Raw genomic sequence first — 18,042 nt, forward strand, 5'->3', positions numbered from 1 at the left:
TCTTCTGTCTTTTAATAGACTTGTTTGGATTGGGTGTTAATCTCCTTGAAAATGTTATTGAGCAGGGTTGTGATCTGTTTTTTAAATATGATCACCAGCCCAATCAAAACCACCAAAATTAGCACTACCTCAATCACTCCAATTCCGTCCTCTTCTCTCAAAAAATTTCTGATCTCTTTCATTCTGTTTCCTGCCTTTCAAAAATTATTTTATTGCTTAGCTTCACTGATTCATAACCGATCAATACATAGACATCAATGCCGGAACCATAATCATAACCATCACAACTCCCAGCATCATAAAAAGCGGAAGCAGCAGCTTTGTTCCTGCTTCTTCACCCAGTTTTTTAGCCAGGTTTTTTCTCTGTTCGAATGCGTCTTCCATCTCCGCATCCAGCAGGACTTTAAGGTTCTTCAATCCTGTTTTCCGGTTCTTTTCCAAAAGCCCGGAGAGCTTTAAATAGCATCCCAGCCCGGTTCTTCTTCCAAAATCCCGGTATGCCTTTCCTTCCGGAATTCCGCTTTTAACCTGGTAATAGGCAGCACAGAGTTCTTCGTAAGCATATCTGGTGTCCTTTCTCCCTGCTGCCTTCATCTTCTCATAGTCTAACGCGATCCGTTCCCAAGCCAGGGATACGGTCATTCCTGCGCCGATAAATATCATAAGTTTTGACACAATTTCTGAATAGTCCAGCATCATCTGGCTCCTTTTACGCTTCTCTCTCTGACCTGCATCCACCTTTTCCTTGGCAGCACATAGGACTGCCAATAGGACACCCAAAACCAATAGTACTGAATGGCCGGAATCATCCGGCATTCGATAATACAGCATTTTCCCATCGTATTCCTCCGGCAGCCTCAGGGTTTCCATTGTCCTGCTCTGTTCATCCAAAGCGGACAAAAGTTTTCCTAATCCTGCTGCCGCTTCCTCCTCATCTGTTAAAATTGCAGGATATACCGTTATTGGAAATTCATATTCCTTCTGCACCGTTCCCTGAGCCAGCGTCACGGACAGCATCACCGGCACTCCCCGGCTTGAAAGGTCTTCCGCAGTAATATGGCCGAAGCTGTCCATAATCTCAGGGCAGTCTGTATCCCAGCGAACCTTCATGCCATATTCATCAATCCAACTGATCAGATTCAAATCAGTTCTGACTTCCTGAAGGGATTTATTCTCGCCCAGAATCCGTTCTGGAAGGGATTCCATCACCTGACGGGCGGTTTCATCCCACTCAGCCGCCCCGATCTCACGGCCGCCGACCGTAACTTCCAGGGGAATCTCTTTTTCTCCAAGCCCCCGGACAATCACTTGATAGGAGGTATCTCCCTGGCCGTAGGACGGGCGGTTCAGGCTGGTAACGCCTTCATACTCAGAGCGCGCGGATATCTTAGCCGCCGCGAAGACAGCCGCTCCCAGGAGAATACAAAGCATCTGTTTTTTCCCCTTCACAATAACCTCCTTATACTTCAATCTGAAGCAGTTTTCCGGACAGCCAGTAGGCGGCCGTGTAGACGAGCAGACAGACACTCATCATAATCCGTCCTAAGCTTGTCTCATACATCATGTCAAAAAACCCCGGGGAAGTGGCATTGATATAAAAAACAATAAAAAACGGGATCATGTTCATGATCTTCTGCTCAAATCTCCTGGATGCGTTCAATGTTTCAATCTCTTCCCTGACCTGCATTTTCTCCCGTATGATACCTGCGGTGTGGTTGATAACAGGAACCAGCTGACCGCCGCTGCGTTTGGCTACGGCAAACACCTGGGCAAAATTCTCAACGTCGTCAAGGCCGCTCCTGTCTGCCAAATCTAAAAGGACCTGTTCCACCGGGCACTTCATGCCGATCCGTTTTGACATGAATTCAAATTCCCTGGTTATTAAGCCGTTCTCTCCGTAAAGCGTCCTCAGCTCCCCTAAACTGGCGGAAAAAGCGTTCTCCACCGAGTATCCGGCGCTTAAAGATGCCGCCAGAATTAAAATTCCTTCCTTAAATTCCCTGGCAAACTCCCGCTGCCGCAGAACGGCCAGTTCACGTCTTCTGATAAATGGATAAATCCCTGCGATGGGCAGGCCTAGAAAAAACAGAAACAGGCTTCGATAGAATGTGTAGATCACAATGCCGTAAACCACAGTACCGGTTATCAGGCATACACACCATTGATGTGGTGACAGATGATACCGGCTATAATCTAAAACCGGCTGCTGAGAGTTTCCCTGTGTTTTTAAGTTCACCTGTCTTTTTAAGACAGCCGGACACCTGATTCTGATCCGTGGAAAGAACCTCTTCAAAAGGAACCTCTTCAAATTGATATAATGGGTTGAGTTCGATTTCTCCGTTTACAACACCTCCTACTTCAACAATTGAAAGCACCCTCCTGCTTTTATCCCTCAGCCGCCCTAAATGAATCAGGATATCGATGGCCGAAGCGATCTGACTCCTTATGGCTGCAAGAGGCAGTTCCATTCCCATCAATACCATGGTTTCCAAACGGGAAAGCATGTCCTTAGGCGTGTTTCCATGGCCTGTGCTGAGACTGCCGTCGTGGCCCGTATTCATGCTGTTTAACAGTTCAGCGGCTTCCTTTCCCCTCACCTCTCCCACGATAATCCTGTCCGGGTTCATCCTCAATGCGGCGCGGATCAGGTCGCCTATGGTAACTGCCCCTTCCCCCTCCGCATTGGCATTCCTGGTTTCCAGGCGGACCAGGTTGGGGACATGCTGAATCTGGAGTTCCGCCGAATCCTCAATCGTGATCACCCGCTCTTCCTCCGGTATATAAGCGGACAGGGCGTTTAAAAACGTACTTTTCCCCGAGTTGGTGCCGCCGCTGATGAACATATTATATCCTGATTTAACCAGCAGTTTCAGCACATGAGCGGCCTCTTCGGTGAGGGATCCGTATGAGATCAATTTCTCCATGGTAATCGGTTCCGGGAACTTCCGAATGGTGACCGTAGGGCCGTTTAAAGCCACCGGGGGCAGAACCACATGCACGCGGGAACCGTCTTCCAGCCTGGCATCCACAATCGGTGAAGATACGTTAACCACCCGGTTTACCCGGCTCACAATCTGCTGGATCATGTCTTCCAGTTGTTCTTCGCTGTCAAATGTATGAGGCCAGCGTTTCACGCGCCCCTTTTCTTCTACAAAAACCGTATCTTTTCCGTTGATCATGATTTCGCTGATCCACGGATTGTCCACTGCCGCCTGAAGCACATCATCCAGACGGCGGAAGCTGTTAAACAGGCTTTTTCTCAAAGCAGCTTTTTCTTTTAAGGGAAGATACTGTTCCCTTGACACTGCCAGAATTCTGTTATCGATCAGTTCATACAGTTCCTCATCCTCCAGTCCCCGCCGTTCCTCCAGCTCCCGTCTCAGTTCATCCCTGAGTGAAGTCCTCAGTTCCTTCATATCTAATGCCATAAGGTGCCTTTGCCTTTCAAAAGCTGTCTCACATAGTCGCCCAGCTCGCCCCACAGCAATTGTTCCAGATAAGTGTCTCTTCTTCCGAAATTACTGTGGTACGGAAGCTTTAACCGCTGTATCTTATCAAGCAGGCCCGCCTTGCCGGACTGCGTGAGATACTCTTCAAATTCTTCCAGTTTTGCAGCCGACATACAGTCATCTTTGACCGGCATATAGATGGTTCCGCAGATTTCTAAAATCCCGGTTACGCTCTTCCCAAAGCAGCCCGCGTCTACGATGATCACATCATAGGCGCTCTCCTCTGCAATCGCCATGATCAGATCCGCTGCCCCCTGGGCGCCGGTTTCTTCCAGATCCTCCGGATATCTGGCCGGAGGTATGTAGTCTAAGTTCCCCCAGCTGTAAACATAAGAGCTGAGTTTCATCCAATGGTAATTACCCTGACGGTACATATACATCACATCGGACAGATCCCCGGTAAACGTCTCCCCCGTAATGGAGGAAAAACCGGAATACGGTTCCAGATTGACATAAAGCACCTTCTCATCCTGTGCCATCAACTGGCCCAGCACAAGGGAAAAAGATGTTTTAAGGCAGCGTCCCAAAGGGGAATAGACCGCGATAATCCGGCAGCGGGAAAGGCTTGTTTTGAGCGGTTCCATCTCCGGCTTTTCACAATAACAGGCCATCACCTCGCGGATCACATTGTCCGTGGACTGGTACTTGTAGACGCTGGGATAGCTGTTCTTCACATCCACCACCTCTCCATCCGACAGCGTCACCACCTGCTTTGCATTCAGTTTATCCACCAGTTCCCTGTTTACACTGTCGCTGATCAGCAGCAGTTCAATGGGGTTCTGCTCCGCAAAAAGCTGTAGTTTTTCCATCGATGTAAATGCGGCCACCGTAAACGGCACCTTTTCCTTCCGGTTGGCAAAATCCGCAAAACGGTCCGAATAAAAGGGGCTCACATCGTAGACCGCCATAATTCTCTTCATTCCCATCATCTCCTTCTCAATTAGACATAAGTCAATTAAAAAATGCGTAATACAAAAAACCTCCCAAAAATAAGCATACGGCAAACGGAATGGTCATGCGGCTGCCATCTCTTCCGGGATTATAATATTCCCCGATCTCTTTAGTGCGGATTGTCCGCTGAATGTACGCGGCAAGATAAAAAAGACGTTCTTTTAAGCTGTGGTAATACAGGAGTTTTGCCAGGGACCAGACCGCCCCGGTCAGAAAACCGATACCGATGATATAAATACTTCCGGTCCCTTTGCAGTAACCGCAGACGAGGGACATCACCTTCACATCCCCTGCCCCTATCATCCGGCAGTGGTAAAGCGGGAAAAACAGCAGAGTTACAGCCAAAATTCTGAGCAAAAACCAGACCGGTTCTTCCCAGTGCAGGTATATCCCTGCCGCCAGGCCTAAAAGGATCCAAACGTTGGGTATCCTGTGGTTTTTGAGATCAAAAAAAGCGCTTCCCGCCAATAAACATAAAATCACCGTCTGATTGACAATAATAATCCCCTCTTTCTTATTCAAATTTCGTTTCGTTAATGGAATATATGCCCGAACCGGGCTAAACCATGACCTGCACCGCCAGAGAAGCGATACGAACAGTGTTTTTACATTATGCGTGATTCCGGATAAAAAGTCAATATGTTTTTGTAAAAAAATCAATAAAAAATTACCGTTCGCAGACCGGTCTGCAGCGTCGCGCCGTCAGAACTTTTATAATTTTATTTCCGCTGTTTTTTATTGACCGGATACCTTCAAAATGGTAGAATATAATTAGTTTAAAATTTTAAACCAAAGGAGGAACCCATGGTCGATTTAAATGAACTGCAAGCCCAATTTAACACCTGTATGCCCCTTTTTATCGCCTTGGGAGACGAAGTCAGGCTGACCATTATCGAAGCCCTGACCCACGCCGCCTTTGGCCGCCTGGACGGGGCAGGCATACAGCACACCGATGCCGGGATAAAGGGGATGAACGTGATGGAAATCACCAAGAAAACCAACCTTTCCCGCCCTGCCATCTCCCATCATCTCAAAATTTTAAAAGATGCCGGGCTGGTGGGGATTCAAAAAGACGGAACGTCCAATTATTATTACATGACGGTTCAATGCAGCACAGAAGAACTGATGAAACTGGGCTTCATGCTGCAGGAATGCTTAAAGGAGAAATCTCTTTCCGTCTGAGACTGGAGTTATTTCCCTTAACTGAATAAATATTGTCAAATCAGTCATACTATGGTTATAAAAAAGATGATAAAGCCGTATAAACGGCGGAATGTGAGGTAACCATGAGACGACTGAAAAAGGCAGCCATCTGCGCTTTGGAAAGGCAGAATTTACGTGCAGAGATTGAACAGACGAAAACAGCCATCGACGCGGCCAGAAACCATTTTGAACAGGTTGTGGATCCAACTTTAATCGACTGCTATATCTACGAATTGAACGCGGCACAACTGCGTTATCAATTTCTTCTCCGGCGTTTTAAAAGCCAGGAGGTCCAATCTTAAAACGTGTGCAGCCAACCGCACACAGGAAACCGGGAGGTAAGTATTTATGAGTACATGGTATGAAAAAGGGGTATTTTACCATATGTATCCCTTGGGTATGACAGGCGCTCCCAAACAGAATCAGGAGAACGCCGTCACAGACCGGTTTGAGGAATTGAACCGCTGGATTCCTCATATCCGGTCACTGGGCTGTAATGCCATTTACATCGGGCCATTGTTCGAATCCACCTCCCACGGGTATGACACCAGGGATTACAAGCTTGTGGACAAACGCTTAGGCACCAACAACAGTTTTAAAACCTTTGTTTCCCTTTGTCACAGCCAGGGCATTAAAGTTGTGGTGGACGGGGTATTTAACCACACCGGCCGGGAGTTTTTCGCATTTCAGAACATTCAGGCAGACAGGGAAGCGTCAGCCTACCGGGACTGGTACAGGGGAATTAACTTTTCCTGCCAAAGCCCAATGGGCGATTCATTTACCTATGAAGCCTGGCAGGGCCACTATGGGCTTCCCTGCCTGAATCTGTGGAATCCTGAAGTGAAACGGTATCTGTTTGAGGTGGTCCGGTTCTGGATCGATGAATTCGATATCGACGGTATCCGGCTGGACTGCGCCAACGTGCTGGATTTCGGCTTTATGAAGGAACTGAGAGCTGAGACAACGGCCATGAAGGAGGAATTCTGGCTCATGGGGGAAGTGATCCACGGAGAATACAGCCGCTGGGTTAACCCTGAAATGCTTCATTCCGTAACGAATTATGAGTTACATAAGGGCCTTTATTCTGGCCACAATGACCATAATTATTTCGAAATCGCCCACACGGTCCGGAGGCTGGAACAGGTGGGACGGGACCTGTACACATTTGTGGACAATCACGATGAAAACCGGCTGGCCAGCAAGCTTAATCTGCCGGAACATCTGCCCCTTGTCTACACGCTTCTCTTCACCCTTCCGGGGATTCCTTCCATCTATTACGGAAGTGAATGGGGAATCAAGGGAATGAGAACCAAATACAGCGATGACGAACTGCGCCCCAGTATTTCCATCAGTGAGGCGGATCAGTTAAACTGCGGTCTGACACAGTTGATCAGCAGACTGGGAATCATTCACAGGGACAACCCGGAATACCACAGAGGGGAATACAAAGAACTTCTGCTCACCAACCGCCAGTACGCATTTGCCCGTTTTACCGGGGATCTGGCTGCTGTAACCGCGGTAAACAACGATGATAAAGAGGTAAACCTCCGCATTCCCGTGCCATTTCCGGGAAATGAAGCAGTCAGCCTTTTTGACGGTTCTGTCATTCCGGTTGAAAACGGCTTCATCAGTTTATTGTTAAAAGGCAATGAGGGCATTGTCTTAAAGATAACTTCGGATCATCAAAAGTAACCGTCCAGACGGCTGAACTTCTTGACCGAGACAGCAAAATAATTGATTGCCGCGCGGAAAACGCGGCAGGATGGAGGATATTATGGCGGGTAGAAAAAAACAAATTGGAATGGGTTTTATCACAGAAGTTGACCGTTACTTGTACGGCAACGGCACTCACTATGAGATCTATGAAAAATTAGGCGCGCACCCTAAGACCTACAAGGGAAAAGAGGGAATGTACTTCGCCGTCTGGGCGCCTCACGCGGCGTCTGTGGGCGTTGTAGGAAACTTTAACAACTGGGATCCCGAGGCAAATCCCATGCAGGTTTTGGCTGATTCCGGCATTTACGAAGCATTTGTTCCCGGCATCGGCGCCGGGGAATTATATAAATTCGCCGTCACAACCCAGACTGGAAAAATACTGTTTAAAGCCGACCCATATGCGTTTACGGCGGAATACCGGCCGGGTACCGCATCCATAACCGCTGATATTTCCGGTTTTAAATGGGGAGATGACGCGTGGACCGCAAAAAGGCAGACAGAAAATGCCTTAAAGGCGCCCATGTCCATTTATGAGGTTCATCTGGGTTCCTGGAAGAAGAAAAACAGCGAGGAGCGGGACGGTTTTTATACATACCGGGAAGCTGCTCATGAACTGGCCGACTATGTGCTGGAGATGGGCTATACCCATGTGGAACTGATGGGGATCGCAGAACATCCTTACGACGGTTCATGGGGATACCAGGTGACGGGATATTTCGCCCCCACCTCCCGTTACGGCTCACCTGAGGATTTCATGTACTTTGTCAACTATCTTCATAAAAAAGGGATCGGGGTCATTCTGGACTGGGTGCCCGCTCATTTTCCAAAGGACGCCCACGGGCTGGCTGATTTCGACGGACAGCCTTTGTACGAATACGCGGATCCCCGTAAAGGCGAACATCCCGACTGGGGAACGAAAGTGTTCGATTATGGCAAATATGAAGTGGCCAATTTCCTGATTGCAAACGCCGTTTTCTGGGTGGACAAATACCATGTGGACGGCCTCAGGGTGGATGCGGTGGCCTCCATGCTGTACCTGGATTACGGGCGGAATGACGGCGGCTGGGTTCCCAACATCCATGGGGGCAATGAAAACCTGGAGGCCATTCAGTTTTTCAAACATTTAAACAGCGTAATGACTGCGCGGGGCAAGGGCGCCGTTGTCATTGCCGAGGAATCCACGGCCTGGCCCAAGGTTACAAAAGCTCCGGAAGAGGGCGGACTTGGATTCACATTCAAGTGGAATATGGGGTGGATGCATGACTTCCTGGAATACATGAAGCTGGATCCGTATTTCAGAAAATATAATCACAATAAGATGACCTTTGGGATGACTTACTCCACCAGTGAGAATTTTATCCTGGTGCTCTCCCATGATGAAGTGGTGCATTTAAAATGTTCCATGATCAATAAGATGCCGGGATCATATGACGATAAATTCGCCAATTTAAAGGCCGGATATACGTTCATGTTCGGACATCCGGGCAAAAAACTGTTGTTTATGGGACAGGATTTCGGCCAGCTTCACGAGTGGGATGAGAAAGTGGGACTGGACTGGTATTTAACCGGTGAAGAACAGCATGGGGGCCTTCAAAGCTATGTGAGCGACCTGCTTCATATGTATAAAAAATACCCGGCTCTCCATTCGCTGGATTATGACTGGGACGGCTTCCAATGGATTAATGCCAATGACGCCGACCGCAGCATTTTCAGCTTTGTAAGGCGTTCAGAAACAGGAAAGCAGAACCTGCTGTTTGTCTGCAATTTCACTCCTGTTGCCAGGGACGACTTCAAAGTGGGCGTTCCCAAACGGGGCACCTACACGCTGATTCTGGATAACCAGCACGGCATGTACCGCAGGGGCGAAAAAGCGCCTTCTTTCCGGGCAGTGCATAAGGAATGCGACGGGCAGCCCTATTCGGTTTCCTATCCGCTTCCCGCATATGGTACGGCGGTTTTCAGGTTTAACTAATATATTGTAACAGTTCAGACAGGTCTGAACTGTTACGCATCCAGCCCATTAAAGCCGCCTGCGGCGAGGGGCTGGATGCCCGCAGCCGCTATGTTTTCGTACGGTCCGCGCAGTAAATGCGCAGACCTGTCTGAACTGTTACGAACAGTTACAATATATTTTGCAAGCATTTTGAAAGAGCTTTCAACGCAGAAATTAAGAGCCGTTCATCCGGGGAAGGTGAACGGCTCTTAGTTTTTCGCCCCAGGGAAAGGGCTGGCAAAGGATACCTTCCTTATAGTAATCCAATTGAAACTAAAAATCAATAGGTTTTTCGCATTTTTTGTAAACGCTTACATAATTTTCGAAAAAATTCATGTGCATTTTCCCATTCCCATGATAAAATGTTCGTAAAGGGGCAGAATGAGCTGCCCAACACTTAATTGAAGGAGGCCAAAACCATGCAAACAATCCTAGTCTGTGATGATGACAAACAAATCGTGGAAGCCATAGATATTTATTTAACCGGGGAAGGGTTTCAGATTATTAAGGCTTATGACGGTTATGAAGCTTTAGAGCTTCTGGAAAACAACGAGGTGGATCTGATGATTGTGGACGTGATGATGCCGGGGCTGGACGGGATCAGAACCACGCTGAAAGTGCGTGAAACCAGCAGCATCCCCATCATCATCCTGTCCGCGAAATCCGAAGATACGGACAAGATTCTGGGCCTGAATATCGGCGCCGACGACTATATTACAAAGCCATTTAACCCATTGGAACTGGTGGCCCGCGTGAAATCCCAGTTAAGGCGCTATACACAACTGGGAAATTTAAACCAGCAGCAGACGGAAAGCCAGATTTACAAATGCGGCGGCCTCCAGATCAATGACGACAACAAAGAAGTCATGGTGGACGACGAGCTGATCAAGCTGACGCCCATTGAATACAATATCCTGCTTCTTCTTGTAAAAAATGCAGGTAAAGTGTTCTCCATTGACGAAATCTATGAGCAGATATGGAACGAGGAAGCCATCGGAGCGGATAACACAGTTGCAGTCCACATCCGCCATATCCGGGAGAAAATCGAAATTAACCCAAGAGAACCCAGATATCTGAAAGTGGTCTGGGGCGTAGGTTATAAGATTGAAAAGCAATAGGAGTCCATATGAAATCTGAACAGTTTAATATGCAGTTTAAAAAATGCCTTGTGGCGCTCCTGCATCTGCTCTTTGTGGTACTGGTTCTGGCCGGTTTCTGCTTTCTGCAGATCAATGACAACTCGGGAAAAGGGCTGGCCTGGATTAATCAGGAATCCTACGAGGACACGCCCATGTTCTCCGAACAGCTCCGCTCCGACATCACCAATATTTTTAATTATGTAAACTATAAAGACCTGTTTGAGACTGACGGGGAGATCGACTACAGCAAAGACATATTGAGCGTCCGCTACAACAACAAGCGGGATGTCACCTATACTCTGGACGAGCTGGTCCGCTACGCCAAAACGAGAGGATTCTACCTGGATAATAACTTTAAAGTGGTTAAAAACCAGTCCGGGGACATTGTTCCCGACAGGGAATCCCTTGTGATCAACTGGAAAGCCTACATGCCTAATGAGGTCTACATGGAACCAGGGGATCAGTTTGCAACCCTGGAAGAGCTGTCCAGGGAAGTATTGGAAAAGCTGGGGGAATACTATACGATCCGCTTTAATTTTATAGAAAAACCTACCAACCTGTATTTCCGTGTCACTTACCAGGACAGCAGGCAGAATACCAGCGTTTACACCAATGCGGATAACATGACATTTGAGGAAATCTCCCACCTTGGGAAATTCCTTTATCTGACCGGAGATACCATCAGCCCTGTCACCAATATTGTCTCTCCGCCCAACGATGTGGCAACGCTGCTGGAAAAAAATAACCCTTACGATAACTTCAATTCTTCCATTATCGTGGCCATTGATACCGCATACCCCCATGTGGATACTTATGCGGAATCCGCCCAGCGCTACCGGATCATGCATAAGCGGTATGTGGACGGATTTATTATGCTGATTATAGGTATTTTAGGCTGTATCGGCAGCGCCCTTTATCTGGCGCCGGTTTCCGGCCATAAAACCAAGGGTTCCCGGGAGATTTCCCTGCACCATTTCGACAGGGTTCCTACGGAAGCAGGGGTTCTTTTGTACCTGGCCGTGCTCTGGACCGCCCTTTATGCGGGCAGGATGATCGGATATCCCATCATACATCTGCTGTTTAAATCGTATCACTGGGATTATCTGGAACAGCTTTCCCAGGGCGCAGTGATTTATGTGGTTTCCTTAACGGCTGTATTCAGCGTCATACGAAGATATAAAGCGGCTGTGCTGTGGAAGAACAGCATTGTCAACCGGTTCTGCAACGGCTTTTCCTCCTACCTGCTGAACCACAGTTTTAAGACCAGGATTACCCTGTGCTACCTGATCTTTTTAGCGGTTAACGCCGGCTCCATAATATTCCTCTGTTATCTCTACTACAGCCGGAACGCAGCCGTTAATTTCGCTTGGTTCTGGGGCATTTCTGCGGTCCTGGTGCTGATCGATCTGGCGGTATTTTTAAAGCTTCTGCAGACGTCCATGGAAAAGGATAAAATCGACGAAGCCCTGAAAACCATTTCTACCGGAGATACGGGTTATAAAGTGGATCTGGACTTTTTCTCAGGGAAAGAACTGGCCGTGGCCGAAAGCATTAATAATATCAGTTCTGGTCTGGAAAATGCTCTCCAGGAAAAGGTTAAGAGTGAACGGCTGAAGGCAGACCTGATTACCAACGTTTCACATGATATTAAAACCCCGCTCACATCCATCATCAATTATGTGGATTTGATCAAACGGGAGCACATACAGGACCCTAAGATTCAGAAATATCTGGAAGTGCTGGACCAGAAATCCCAGCGGCTGAAAACCCTGACCGAAGACCTGGTAGAAGCGTCCAAGGCCAGCTCCGGCAACGTGAAGCTGGAAATGGCCAATATCGACCTGGTAGAACTGGTCTGGCAGACAAACGGGGAATTTGAAGAGAAATTTGCCATGCGCCATCTGGAGCTGGTAACAGAGCTGCCGGATACGGTGCTGTTGATCGAAGCAGACGGGCGGCGCTTGTGGCGGGTGCTGGAAAACCTGTATAACAACGCCTGCAAATACGCCATGGAGCATACCAGGGTCTACGTGGACATCCGGCAGGAAGACGATCTGGCGGTCTTCACCATCAAAAATGTCTCTGCCAACCCGCTCAACATCAATGCGGATGAACTGACCGAACGTTTTGTCCGGGGAGACGTGGCGCGTACTACGGAGGGCAGCGGTCTGGGGCTTTCCATCGCCAAAAGCCTGACGGAGCTTCAGAACGGAAGTTTTAATCTCTATATAGATGGGGATTTATTCAAGGCTCAGATCAGTTTTCAGATTAAAAAACCAGTGAAAAAACAGGATAAAAGCCAGGAACAGGCTGATCTCACTTAGAGATCAGCTTGACCTGGCTCCATTTTCCAGTTAAATACCTGAGATAGGATATGCCGAAGTTGGCTGCCCAGCCCATGGGAACTGCAAACCAAACGGCCTGGACGCCCCAGACCGGGGCAAAATGAAAGGCTACAAACACACGGATGGACAGGTTTACCAGATTTGCCAGGGTGAAGACAAACACATCCCCGGCTCCTCTGAGCAGTCCGTCCGTTGTTGATTTTAAGCCGATAAACACATAGAAAAAGCAGATAAAAGTCACATAGCTGATTCCTGTTTCAAAGGCCTTCTGCCCGCTCTCCGGGTCCAGAAACGCCATGAGGAAGTATTTCCCTCCCAAAAGGGAGACAACGCAGAGAATCACCGCCGACGCTCCCACCATCAGACATCCGATCTTATATCCGTGGCGCACCCGCTCCGGCTTTCCGGCGCCCATGTTCTGGGCGGAAAATGTAGACATGGCGTTGCCGATTGCCAGCATGGGAACGATGCTGATGGATTCAATTCTGGTTGCCGCGGCGTAGCCGGCCATCACGGAGGAGCCGAAACCATTTACCACAGACTGGACTAACAGCATTCCGATGTGGACGATGGACTGCTGGAGGGTGGACGGCAGGGCCACTTTTACCATGTTGAGCACCATGCCGGAATCATAGAACCGGAATCTGCCTTCACCCTGATAACCGCTGATTTTTCGGGTTAAAATCACAAAGGAAATCACCGCGGAAACGCCCTGGGCGATCAGCGTCGCTACTGCCACTCCCATTACGCCCCAGTGGAAGGAGATGACAAATACCAGGTCCAGGACGATATTCAAAAGCGAAGAAAAAATCAAAAGCCCCAGCGGAGTTTTTGAATCTCCCAGGGAATTAAATATGGCGGCCTGTACATTATACATGAACAAAAATGGCAGACCGATAAAATAAATGCTAAGATACGCAGACGCGTCTTCAAACACATCCGCCGGAGTTTTCATCCAGGCCAGAATCAATTCATTATTCAAAAGCCCGAATATCCCAAGCACGATCCCGATGCCCAGAAAGTTCAGCAGGGTCGTGGAAACGGCGGTCTTCATGTTGCCGATCTGCTTTGCCCCGAAAAACTGGGACACGATGACCGCGCTCCCAACTCCGCCTCCAATGGCCACTGCAATGAACACATTGGTGATGGAATAGGACGCGCCCACGGCTGCCAGGGCATTTTCCCCCACAAATTTACCCACCACAACGGAATCCATAATATTATAAAACTGCTGAAACAGATTCCCCAATATCATGGGAAGCGCAAAGAAAAACATGGTCTTTCCGGGCGGATCAGTCAGCATATTCAGCTTCTTTTTTTCCCTATCCATCCTATCTCGTTCCTTTCTCAATAATTAATGCAAGTCCCACGCCCAGAAAACCGCTGAGCAGTTTTGCCGCCATCATGGGCATTAAAATTTCCGGGTTAACGCCTGCTGTAAATCCCAGATGCGCTGAAAATACAGCGAGGGAGCTGACAAAAAATGCAGTTGTCACCACTTTCCCCTTGGGGCACATATCCTTAATGATCCTGAATGTAGGAAATGCGCTGATACAGGAAAACAGCATTCCCGCAATGGACGCCGAATCCAGGCCGAGCCCCGCTCCCATGGCTTCAAACGGCTTTCTTAGAAACCGCAGGATCATGCTCATAAGCGGCATGCTTCCCAGCAGGACAATGCAGATATCCGCCACGGTTTCCATGCCCTCCATGATGGGCGGCATCCCGGGAATGAGCACAATTCCCGTCATATATTCAAACGCGGCGGCAGACAGTCCGATCACGGTCAGAATCCTAATCCCCCGTCCAAAGTAAATAAACCCCTTTACGGTCTTGTCCTGAGCGAATAAAAGCCCCAGAACCAGCAGGATTCCTATAATCAGAATGGGGATCAGGTTCACCAGCACAACAGGCAGAGGAAGTCCCATCAAAAGTCCTCCCACGATGGAACCGACAGGCACCGGAATCAGCCCGATCAGCAGGCCCTTGGCAAAATAAACGTGGTCTTCCTTCTCTATCATGCCCAGTCCCACCGGAATTGTGAATACAATCGTAGCCCCCAGCATGGCGGATACGATCAGACCGGAAAAATAGCCCACCTGTATGTCTTCAGCCAGAGCCATGGCCAGCGGATATCCGCCCATATCCAAAGCCAGCACGCTGGCAAACATGGCCGGATCAGCTCCGGCTAGACGGAATACGGGAACAACCACCGGCTGCAAAACATGGGCAATTTTAGGAGCCAGACAGATGATTCCCACCATACTGAGGGCCGTGGGGCCGAGACACATAAACCCCTCTTCAAATTTTTGCCCCAGACCGAATTTGTTATTCAATATGCAGTCTGCCCCGCCGATCAGGATTCCAACCGCCATTATGAACATAATAATTTGATTAATTGACATCGCTGTGTTCCACCAGTCTTTATTTAATATGTAAAAAGAGTGTGCAGAAAATCCGCACACTCCTATCTTAATTTATATTGTATTTTTTATCAACTAAGCTTTTTAAAATTCCTGCATATTATCTGAGTTTATCTCCGAATTTCCAAATTGGAAAAAGCCCCCCTCATATCGATTTGCAGTCCGCCCCCCTATTTGTTATAACCAAATTATAGAACCCGAAATAGTTTTGGAAGATATGAGGTGAAATGAATGGGATATTCAACTATTGAACTGCAAATCAAAAATTTTGCCCTGACAGAGGCCAAAATGGATAAGGTTGGTATTGCAAACGTGGAACGTTTTAACGAATCACCGGCCGGCAATCACCCCACCGACTTCCTTCCAGGCTGTCAGTCCGTCGTTGTGTTCTGCACCCGCCTGCCGGACGGAGCCGTCAATGCGGCGCTCAGGACATTTGAAGACGGGCAGCATGACCTGCATGGACAATACGGCGCGTTTGGTTACGTTGGAGCGCCTAATTACAACTTATTATGGACCAACTACAAAATCGCCCGCTTTATGGAAAATCTGACCGGAGAACCTGCCCTGCCCCAAACCGCAGGCCCCACCCATGGGGCTAAGATGATGAGCATGAGACACTGCGCCGTAGCCGCCGGTTTAGGTGAATTCGGCTGGTCTTCCATCGTGCTCACCCCGGAATTCGGGCCCCGGAACCGGTTCGGCGCTGTTTTGACCACAGCTAAACTGAAACCGGACCCCATGTACAGCGGCCCCAAACTCTGCAACCCGGAAAAATGCCACATCTGTGAAAAAATGTGCCCTACCGGAGCCATTCCCCCATATAACAGCGCCCAGAAGCGGATCGTGGATTTCGGGGAGGGCAATGTCCAGACCTACTGCGGAATCAACTGGAACAAATGCCGCATCATGTGCCACGGCTGCTACGAAGAATTTAACTCCTCAGGCGGCAATCTGCTGGACCCGGAGATCACCAATCCATTGAGCGAGGACCTGGCCCCTGTTATGAAATACAACACGGACCACCCTCTCATGCACTTCCCCCAGCACAACCCCACATGGAAATGCGGCAACTGCCTGGAATACTGCCCGGTAGGAAACTGGAAGGAACGGTTCCACGACACCGGCATTTCCAGGGTCAATACCTATCAGTTTGTGGACGATTATCCTGATGTGGATATGGATACTCTGGTTCCCCAAAATGCGTGAGGCCGCACAACATGACGGTTATTCTGCGCATAAAGTCTGTGCCCGCGCTGCTGCCCGGACTTTCTATGAAATAAGCAGCGCAGAAATGAGGTTGAGTTAACAGATGAGTAAATACAGAACTCTGAAAGCTTATATTCTTAGCAAGGCCGACATGGACTATGTGGGAATCTGCCCTGCGGACGCCCTTTCCGGCGAGCCGGAAGGCCACCTGCCCACAGACCTGCTGCCCACGGCAAAGTCCATCATCGTATTCGGCCGCCGCATGACGGACGGAGCCGTTTCCGCCGCCTTCCGCCATTTTGAAGACCGGGTCACCGCCGCCCAGAGCGCCTATGCGGATCACTGCGTATATTTATCGGCAAATTTTCTGCTGCTGAACGATTCCTATAACCTATGTGAACATTTAGAACGGATCTACGGCGGCTGTTCCATGCCCCTAACCTTTAACGCCATGCAGGCAGTTGAACCGGAAAACCACAGCGTGCCTTATTTTGCCGATCCCTATAAAGCGGGACTTCCTCTGGACATCGCCAAAGCGGCGGCGGCGGCCGGTCTGGGTGAGCTGGGCTGGAGCCGCCGTCTGCTGACCCCCAAAGACGGTCCCAGGGTCAACCTCACCGCAGTCATTACGGATATCGAATTTGACCAGTATGACCTGCCCTACAACGGACCCAGGCTCTGCGACCCAGCCGCCTGCCATATCTGCTCCACCATGTGTCCGACCAGGGCCATTCCTGCTTATGAAGACAGCGAACCCCAAACCGTAAACATCGGCGGACACAGCCATATAATCTGTGATATGAATGCAAATGGATGCGCGGTGGCGGCCATGGCCATGCGGAAGGAATTTTCCGGCCGTGTGCCCGTAAAAGACGTGGTGGAAAGCTATCACCCCACAGACGAAGAAATGGCCCAGGGATTTTCCAAAAAGAGCATAGAAGCAGGCATGTGCCTGGATCACTGGCCCCAGTTTTTCTGTGACAAATGTCTCATCTACTGTCCGGCAGGCAATTGGAAAGAAAGATTCCACGACACCGGCTTATCCAAACTGTGAGGAGGGACAATATGAAAAAAATCGTGATACATACCGGCTTTCTGCCGGATTCTCCCCTGGAATACCGCGGCGGATACATTTACAAGGTGAAATACACCAGAGAAGGGGCAAATGGCCTGAAACGGGTGGACAGCATCCACATCGCAGGGGATAATGAAGGGGTGGAATTTCCCACGCCCGTATTTTCCGGCAAGAAACCGGAAGGCGTGGGCGGTATCGGCGGAAAAATAGAAATCCCCCAAACCATCGCACCTCAAAATCCCTTAAACGGGCGCATCCACCAATACTATTGTATAGATAACGACGTTTGGATCAAAAATCTGGGCAATTTAAAATATATCACCGAATGGACCACGGAAGAAAAATGGGGCCTTGCCGAAGAAGTCACCTATGATGAAAACGGTGAAAAACTCTCCGGCCGTGACTTGGGATTTATCATTCTGCGCAACGACCGTTCCCGCGGCATTTCCCTTTAAAAACAGAGCGCAGAATTAGAAGGA

General features: G+C 49.0%; 17 protein-coding genes. 9 read left to right on the forward strand and 8 right to left on the reverse strand.

All coding sequences use genetic code 11. The features are described 5' to 3' along the window. Nucleotides 1-11: 11 nt before the first annotated feature. From GPL15_RS06485 to GPL15_RS06510, 6 genes are read right to left on the reverse strand one after another with little or no spacing between them, the layout of a single operon-like run. A complete protein-coding gene (locus GPL15_RS06485; RefSeq protein WP_215697180.1) occupies nt 12-182 on the reverse strand; it encodes a Flp1 family type IVb pilin in 171 nt (56 codons plus the stop codon). 58 nt (nt 183-240) lie between these two features. Continuing rightward, nucleotides 241-1,449: a hypothetical protein gene (locus tag GPL15_RS06490; protein WP_215697182.1), complete on the reverse strand. Its 1,209-nt coding sequence runs from the start codon at nt 1,447-1,449 to the stop codon at nt 241-243. Between the two features lie 10 nt (nt 1,450-1,459). Next, nucleotides 1,460-2,236 carry a type II secretion system F family protein gene (locus tag GPL15_RS06495; protein ID WP_215697184.1) on the reverse strand — a complete coding sequence of 259 codons (777 nt, stop codon included), beginning with the start codon at nt 2,234-2,236 and terminating at the stop codon, nt 1,460-1,462. Beyond that, on the reverse strand, nt 2,187-3,428 hold the full coding sequence (locus GPL15_RS06500) for a CpaF family protein (protein WP_252198136.1): 1,242 nt from the start codon (nt 3,426-3,428) through the stop codon (nt 2,187-2,189). Before GPL15_RS06500 ends, GPL15_RS06495 begins: the two co-directional genes overlap by 50 nt. Further along, nucleotides 3,419-4,429: a hypothetical protein gene (locus GPL15_RS06505; protein WP_215697186.1), complete on the reverse strand. Its 1,011-nt coding sequence runs from the start codon at nt 4,427-4,429 to the stop codon at nt 3,419-3,421. Before GPL15_RS06505 ends, GPL15_RS06500 begins: the two co-directional genes overlap by 10 nt. A 31-nt stretch (nt 4,430-4,460) precedes the next feature. Then, the gene (locus GPL15_RS06510; protein ID WP_215697188.1) at nt 4,461-4,982 is read right to left on the reverse strand and encodes a prepilin peptidase; all 522 of its coding nucleotides are present in this window, start codon (nt 4,980-4,982) and stop codon (nt 4,461-4,463) included. A gap of 282 nt (nt 4,983-5,264) precedes the next feature. Here GPL15_RS06510 and GPL15_RS06515 point away from each other — a divergent pair, with 282 nt between their 5' ends. The 6 genes from GPL15_RS06515 to GPL15_RS06540 all read left to right on the forward strand — a co-directional run bounded on the left by GPL15_RS06515 (nt 5,265) and on the right by GPL15_RS06540 (nt 12,835). Then, nucleotides 5,265-5,642, forward strand: a complete 378-nt coding sequence (locus GPL15_RS06515) for a metalloregulator ArsR/SmtB family transcription factor (protein WP_252198137.1) — start codon at nt 5,265-5,267, stop codon at nt 5,640-5,642. Between the two features lie 104 nt (nt 5,643-5,746). Further along, nucleotides 5,747-5,965 (forward strand): YaaL family protein, encoded by a 219-nt coding sequence (locus tag GPL15_RS06520; protein ID WP_215697190.1) that lies wholly within the window; start codon nt 5,747-5,749, stop codon nt 5,963-5,965. 46 nt (nt 5,966-6,011) lie between these two features. Further along, nucleotides 6,012-7,355, forward strand: a complete 1,344-nt coding sequence (locus GPL15_RS06525) for an alpha-amylase family glycosyl hydrolase (RefSeq protein ID WP_215697192.1) — start codon at nt 6,012-6,014, stop codon at nt 7,353-7,355. 82 nt (nt 7,356-7,437) lie between these two features. Further along, nucleotides 7,438-9,351, forward strand: a complete 1,914-nt coding sequence (gene glgB, locus GPL15_RS06530) for a 1,4-alpha-glucan branching protein GlgB (RefSeq protein WP_215697194.1) — start codon at nt 7,438-7,440, stop codon at nt 9,349-9,351. Between the two features lie 440 nt (nt 9,352-9,791). After that, nucleotides 9,792-10,490 (forward strand): response regulator transcription factor, encoded by a 699-nt coding sequence (locus tag GPL15_RS06535; protein ID WP_215697196.1) that lies wholly within the window; start codon nt 9,792-9,794, stop codon nt 10,488-10,490. Nucleotides 10,491-10,498: 8 nt separating this feature from the next. Continuing rightward, the gene (locus GPL15_RS06540) at nt 10,499-12,835 is read left to right on the forward strand and encodes a HAMP domain-containing sensor histidine kinase (protein ID WP_252198138.1); all 2,337 of its coding nucleotides are present in this window, start codon (nt 10,499-10,501) and stop codon (nt 12,833-12,835) included. Here GPL15_RS06540 and GPL15_RS06545 read toward each other — a convergent pair. Both GPL15_RS06545 and GPL15_RS06550 read right to left on the reverse strand, forming a co-directional pair. Beyond that, entirely contained in the window at nt 12,828-14,186 is a 1,359-nt protein-coding gene (locus tag GPL15_RS06545) for an MATE family efflux transporter (protein WP_215697198.1), read from the reverse strand. The genes GPL15_RS06540 and GPL15_RS06545 overlap by 8 nt on opposite strands. Before the next feature lies 1 nt (nt 14,187). Beyond that, on the reverse strand, nt 14,188-15,261 hold the full coding sequence (locus tag GPL15_RS06550; protein WP_215697200.1) for an ethanolamine utilization protein EutH: 1,074 nt from the start codon (nt 15,259-15,261) through the stop codon (nt 14,188-14,190). Between the two features lie 249 nt (nt 15,262-15,510). Between GPL15_RS06550 and GPL15_RS06555 the strand changes: the two genes are divergently transcribed. The 3 genes from GPL15_RS06555 to GPL15_RS06565 all read left to right on the forward strand — a co-directional run bounded on the left by GPL15_RS06555 (nt 15,511) and on the right by GPL15_RS06565 (nt 18,018). Next, nucleotides 15,511-16,488: a hypothetical protein gene (locus GPL15_RS06555; protein ID WP_215697202.1), complete on the forward strand. Its 978-nt coding sequence runs from the start codon at nt 15,511-15,513 to the stop codon at nt 16,486-16,488. Nucleotides 16,489-16,591: 103 nt separating this feature from the next. Further along, on the forward strand, nt 16,592-17,542 hold the full coding sequence (locus GPL15_RS06560; protein ID WP_215697204.1) for a hypothetical protein: 951 nt from the start codon (nt 16,592-16,594) through the stop codon (nt 17,540-17,542). Nucleotides 17,543-17,553: 11 nt separating this feature from the next. Then, nucleotides 17,554-18,018, forward strand: coding sequence for a hypothetical protein (locus GPL15_RS06565; RefSeq protein WP_215697206.1), 465 nt, complete (start codon nt 17,554-17,556; stop codon nt 18,016-18,018). Nucleotides 18,019-18,042 lie beyond the last annotated feature (24 nt).

It is taken from the genome of Clostridium sp. MCC353, from assembly GCF_018785315.1.
In the GTDB taxonomy this organism is placed as follows: Bacteria; Bacillota; Clostridia; order Lachnospirales; family Lachnospiraceae; genus CHH4-2.

Bases quoted from the DNA above. Each gene is read 5' to 3' on its own strand.
- GPL15_RS06550 (WP_215697200.1), bottom strand. From the start codon at position 15,261: ATGTCAATTAATCAAATTATTATGTTCATAATGGCGGTTGGAATCCTG.
- GPL15_RS06500 (WP_252198136.1), bottom strand. From the start codon at position 3,428: ATGGCATTAGATATGAAGGAACTGAGGACTTCACTCAGGGATGAACTG.
- GPL15_RS06560 (WP_215697204.1), top strand. From the start codon at position 16,592: ATGAGTAAATACAGAACTCTGAAAGCTTATATTCTTAGCAAGGCCGAC.
- GPL15_RS06520 (WP_215697190.1), top strand. From the start codon at position 5,747: ATGAGACGACTGAAAAAGGCAGCCATCTGCGCTTTGGAAAGGCAGAAT.
- GPL15_RS06505 (WP_215697186.1), bottom strand. From the start codon at position 4,429: ATGAAGAGAATTATGGCGGTCTACGATGTGAGCCCCTTTTATTCGGAC.
- GPL15_RS06555 (WP_215697202.1), top strand. From the start codon at position 15,511: ATGGGATATTCAACTATTGAACTGCAAATCAAAAATTTTGCCCTGACA.
- glgB (WP_215697194.1), top strand. From the start codon at position 7,438: ATGGCGGGTAGAAAAAAACAAATTGGAATGGGTTTTATCACAGAAGTT.
- GPL15_RS06545 (WP_215697198.1), bottom strand. From the start codon at position 14,186: ATGGATAGGGAAAAAAAGAAGCTGAATATGCTGACTGATCCGCCCGGA.
- GPL15_RS06565 (WP_215697206.1), top strand. From the start codon at position 17,554: ATGAAAAAAATCGTGATACATACCGGCTTTCTGCCGGATTCTCCCCTG.
- GPL15_RS06525 (WP_215697192.1), top strand. From the start codon at position 6,012: ATGAGTACATGGTATGAAAAAGGGGTATTTTACCATATGTATCCCTTG.
- GPL15_RS06515 (WP_252198137.1), top strand. From the start codon at position 5,265: ATGGTCGATTTAAATGAACTGCAAGCCCAATTTAACACCTGTATGCCC.
- GPL15_RS06535 (WP_215697196.1), top strand. From the start codon at position 9,792: ATGCAAACAATCCTAGTCTGTGATGATGACAAACAAATCGTGGAAGCC.
- GPL15_RS06485 (WP_215697180.1), bottom strand. From the start codon at position 182: ATGAAAGAGATCAGAAATTTTTTGAGAGAAGAGGACGGAATTGGAGTG.
- GPL15_RS06540 (WP_252198138.1), top strand. From the start codon at position 10,499: ATGAAATCTGAACAGTTTAATATGCAGTTTAAAAAATGCCTTGTGGCG.